Source organism: Rhodovulum sp. PH10 (assembly GCF_000293785.1).
Classification (GTDB): domain Bacteria; phylum Pseudomonadota; class Alphaproteobacteria; order Rhizobiales; family Xanthobacteraceae; genus Rhodoplanes.
Genome location: NZ_AKZI01000179.1, coordinates 1 through 4,592 on the forward strand (window position 1 = coordinate 1; position 4,592 = coordinate 4,592).

At 65.0% G+C, this 4,592-nt stretch carries 3 protein-coding genes; all 3 read left to right on the plus strand.

The features are described from left to right. Nucleotides 1–325 precede the first annotated feature (325 nt). Nucleotides 326–1,225, plus strand: a complete 900-nt coding sequence (gene nifH / locus A33M_RS20735) for a nitrogenase iron protein (protein ID WP_040622284.1) — start codon at nucleotides 326–328, stop codon at nucleotides 1,223–1,225. A 71-nt stretch (nucleotides 1,226–1,296) separates the two neighbouring features. Further along, nucleotides 1,297–2,811: a nitrogenase molybdenum-iron protein alpha chain gene (nifD, locus tag A33M_RS20740; protein ID WP_008391589.1), complete on the plus strand. Its 1,515-nt coding sequence runs from the start codon at nucleotides 1,297–1,299 to the stop codon at nucleotides 2,809–2,811. A gap of 223 nt (nucleotides 2,812–3,034) precedes the next feature. After that, on the plus strand, nucleotides 3,035–4,555 hold the full coding sequence (gene nifK / locus A33M_RS20745; RefSeq protein WP_008391590.1) for a nitrogenase molybdenum-iron protein subunit beta: 1,521 nt from the start codon (nucleotides 3,035–3,037) through the stop codon (nucleotides 4,553–4,555). Nucleotides 4,556–4,592: the final 37 nt, after the last annotated feature.

Genomic DNA, 4,592 nt, shown 5'->3' on the forward strand with positions numbered 1-4,592 from the left:
CCTGCGGAGCGCTCCTCAGGACGAGGTCGGACTCTGTCGCCGTTGGTATTACACCAAAGTCGCAATGCGCGGACGTCCGGCGCGCCGCTCGGTCGCTTTCTCACGTCGGTCCACGACACGGTTGTCGAGCTTTGTAGGGTTCCAAACAGCCCGACACGGCTACGTACTCGCCCCGAGGCGATCGAGGAAATGCTTGCGCCACAGGCGTTTCCGTCATCCCGGAGACCGGTCTCACGAGTTGGCACGCCCGTTGCTGAAAGGCATGTCGGGACGAAGCGCCGATCTCACCATCGACGCACACCGGCGCGAGACGAAAGGAACGAGCATGGGCTCTCTGCGACAGATCGCTTTCTACGGTAAGGGTGGCATCGGCAAGTCGACCACCTCCCAGAACACCCTCGCGGCCCTGGTCGAGATGGGCCAGCGCATCCTGATCGTCGGCTGCGATCCGAAGGCCGACTCGACCCGCCTGATCCTCAACACCAAGCTCCAGGAAACCGTGCTGAGCCTCGCCGCCGAGGCCGGCTCGGTGGAAGACCTCGAGCTCGAGGACGTGCTGAAGATCGGCTACAAGGGCATCAAGTGCACCGAGTCCGGTGGTCCGGAGCCGGGCGTCGGCTGCGCCGGCCGTGGCGTCATCACCGCCATCAACTTCCTCGAGGAGAACGGCGCCTACGAGGATGTCGACTACGTCTCCTACGACGTGCTCGGCGACGTGGTGTGCGGCGGCTTCGCGATGCCGATCCGCGAGAACAAGGCGCAGGAGATCTACATCGTCATGTCCGGTGAGATGATGGCGCTCTATGCCGCCAACAACATCTCCAAGGGCATTCTGAAATACGCCCATTCGGGCGGCGTGCGGCTCGGCGGGCTGATCTGCAACGAGCGTCAGACCGACCGCGAGATCGACCTCTCCGAGGCGCTGGCCAAGAAGCTCAACACCAAGCTCATTCACTTCGTGCCGCGCGACAACATCGTGCAGCACGCCGAGCTGCGCCGCCAGACGGTGATCCAGTACGCGCCCGACTCCAAGCAGGCGCAGGAGTACCGGACGCTCGCGCAGAAGATCCACGACAACTGCGGCAAGGGCACCGTCCCGACCCCGGTATCGATGGACGAGCTCGAGCAGATGCTGCTCGATTTCGGCATCATGAAGAGCGAGGAGCAGCAGCTCGCCGAGCTCGCCGCCAAGGAAGCCGCCAAGGCGGCCGCGGCCGCCGGCTGAGCCGATAGCCCGATCCCGGACACGGGCGGCGGCCCAGAGCCGCCGCCGGAATCCCGAACGAGGAACGAGCCATGAGCCTCGACTACGAAAACGACGGCGCCCTCCACGAGAAGCTGATCGAGGACGTGCTGTCGGCCTATCCCGACAAGTTCGCCAAGCGGCGCAAGAAGCATTTGAACGTCGCCAAGGGCGCGGCGGACGACGCCACCGGAGCCGAAGGCGAGGAGGGCAAGCTCCTCTCCGAGTGCGAGGTGAAGTCGAACATCAAGTCCATTCCGGGCGTCATGACCATTCGCGGCTGTGCCTATGCCGGCTCGAAGGGCGTGGTGTGGGGCCCGGTGAAGGACATGGTCCACATCAGCCACGGCCCGGTCGGCTGCGGCCACTATTCGTGGGCGCAGCGCCGCAACTACTACACCGGCACCACCGGCATCGACTCCTTCGTCACCATGCAGGTCACCTCCGACTTCCAGGAGCGTGACATCGTGTTCGGCGGCGACAAGAAGCTCGCCAAGGTGATCGACGAGCTGGAGGAGATGTTCCCGCTCAGCCACGGCCTCTCGGTGCAGTCCGAGTGCCCGATCGGCCTGATCGGCGACGACATCGAGGCGGTGTCGAAGAAGAAGAACAAGGAGATCGGCAAGACCATCGTGCCGGTCCGCTGCGAGGGTTTCCGCGGCGTGTCGCAGTCGCTCGGCCATCACATCGCCAACGACTGCATTCGCGACTGGGTGCTCGACAAGAAGGAGACCCCGTTCGAGGCGACCCCCTACGACGTGTCGGTGATCGGCGACTACAATATCGGTGGTGACGCCTGGGCGTCGCGCCGGCTGCTCGAGGAGCTCGGGCTGCGGGTGGTCGGCAACTGGTCGGGCGACGCGACGCTGGCCGAGATCGAGCGCGCCCCCAAGGGCAAGCTCAACCTCATCCACTGCTACAGGTCGATGAACTACATCTGCCGGCACATGGAGGAGAAGCACGGCGTTCCGTGGATGGAGTACAACTTCTTCGGTCCGTCGCAGATCGCCGCCTCCCTGCGCAAGATCGCCAAGCATTTCGGCCCCGAGATCGAGGCCAATGCCGAGAAGGTGATCGAGAAGTACAAGCCGCTGGTCGATGCGATCGTCGGAAAATACCGGCCGCGCCTCGAGGGCAAGAGCGTCATGCTGTACGTGGGCGGCCTGCGCCCGCGCCACATCGTGACGGCCTACGAGGATCTCGGCATGAAGCTCGTCGGCACGGGCTACGAGTTCGCCCACAACGACGACTATCAGCGCACCGGCCACTACGCCCGCAAGGGCACGCTGATCTACGACGACGTGACCGGCTACGAGCTGGAGAAGTTCATCGAGGGCATCCGTCCCGATCTGGTCGGCTCCGGCATCAAGGAGAAGTACCCGGTCCAGAAGATGGGCATCCCGTTCCGTCAGATGCACTCGTGGGACTATTCCGGCCCCTATCACGGCTACGACGGCTTCGCGATCTTCGCCCGCGACATGGATCTCGCGATCAACAACCCGGTCTGGGGCCTGTTCCAGCCGCCCTGGAAGAAGACCGGCGAGCCGGTCCTCGAAGCTGCCGAATAGGCGATCCGCGCGGGTTCCCGGCACCCGCGTCGAAGGGAGCCGCGGCGGGCGGGTTCGTCCGTCCGCCGCGGAGACCTCGACCCCACCGGGCTCGCGGATCGTCGACAGACCGGATCCGAGGCGTCGAAGCGCGTTCGACGCGACGGGATCCCATTCTCTGAACGCGCTCTCGAGACGCGTGCCGCCGTATGGCGCGGCCGCGCAGTGGAGACAGGAGTTCGCAATGCCCCAGTCGGCCGATAAGGTGCTCGATCACGCGGAGCTGTTCCGCGAGCCCGAATATCAGGAGATGTTCGCCCGCAAGCGCGAAACCTTCGAGTGCCCGGCGTCCGCCGACGCGGTCGCCGCTCAGGTCGAGCACACCAAGACCTGGGAGTACCGCGAGAAGAATTTCGCCCGCGAGGCGGCGGTGATCAACCCCGCCAAGGCGTGCCAGCCGCTCGGCGCCGTGTTCGCCGCGGCGGGCTTCGAGAAGACGCTGTCGTTCGTGCACGGCTCGCAGGGCTGCGTCGCCTATTATCGCTCGCACCTGTCTCGCCACTTCAAGGAGCCGACCTCGGCGGTCTCCTCCTCGATGACCGAGGACGCCGCGGTGTTCGGCGGCCTCAACAACATGATCGACGGGCTCGCCAACGCCTACAAGCTGTACGACCCGAAGATGATCGCGGTCTCGACCACCTGCATGGCCGAGGTGATCGGTGACGACCTGCAGTCGTTCATCAACAACGCCAAGCTGAAGGGCTCGGTGCCCGAGGACTTCGACGTTCCCTTCGCGCACACCCCGGCCTTCGTCGGCAGCCACGTCGACGGCTACGACGTGTCGATCAAGGGCATCCTGGAGCACTTCTGGGACGACAAGGAGCGTACGCCGAACGCCAAGATCAACATCATCCCGGGCTTCGACGGCTTCTGCGTCGGCAACAATCGCGAGCTCAAGCGCATCCTCGACGTGATGGGCGTGCAGTACACGCTGATCCAGGACGCGTCGGACCAGTTCGATACGCCCTCCGACGGCGACTTCAAGATGTACATGGGCGGCACCACGCTCGCCGATACCGCCGAGGCGCTGAACGCCAAGGCGACCGTCTCGCTGCAGCACTACTGCACCCGCAAGACACTCGATTATTGCGGCGAGAAGGGCCAGGAGACCGCGAGCTTCCACTATCCGCTCGGCGTCGCCGCCACCGACGAGCTCCTGATGAAGATCGCCGACCTCGCCGGCGTCGAGATCCCGGCGAGCCTGGTGCTCGAGCGCGGCCGCCTGGTCGACGCGATGGCCGACAGCCAGGCCTATCTGCACGGCAAGAAGTACGCGATCTACGGCGATCCGGACTTCGTCTATGCGATGGCTCGCTTCGTGATGGAGACCGGCGGCGAGCCGACCCACTGCCTCGCCACCAACGGCAACAAGGCGTGGGTCGAGGAGATGGAGACGCTGCTGGCCTCCTCGCCGTTCGGCAAGGACGCGAAGGTGTATGGCGGCAAGGATCTCTGGCACATGCGCTCGCTGCTGTTCACCGAGAAGGTCGATCTCCTGATCGGCAACTCGCACGGCAAGTGGCTCGAGAAGGACACCGGAACGCCGCTCCTGCGCCTGACCTTCCCGATCTTCGACCGGCACCACCATCACCGGTTCCCGCAGATCGGCTACCAGGGCGCGATCCGGGTGCTCACCCAGATCCTCGACAAGGTGTTCGACAAGCTCGACGCCGAGGCCGACATCTCGTTCGACCTGACGCGCTGATCTCCACTGGTACGGCGCTTGCTCTCCCTCTCCCCGC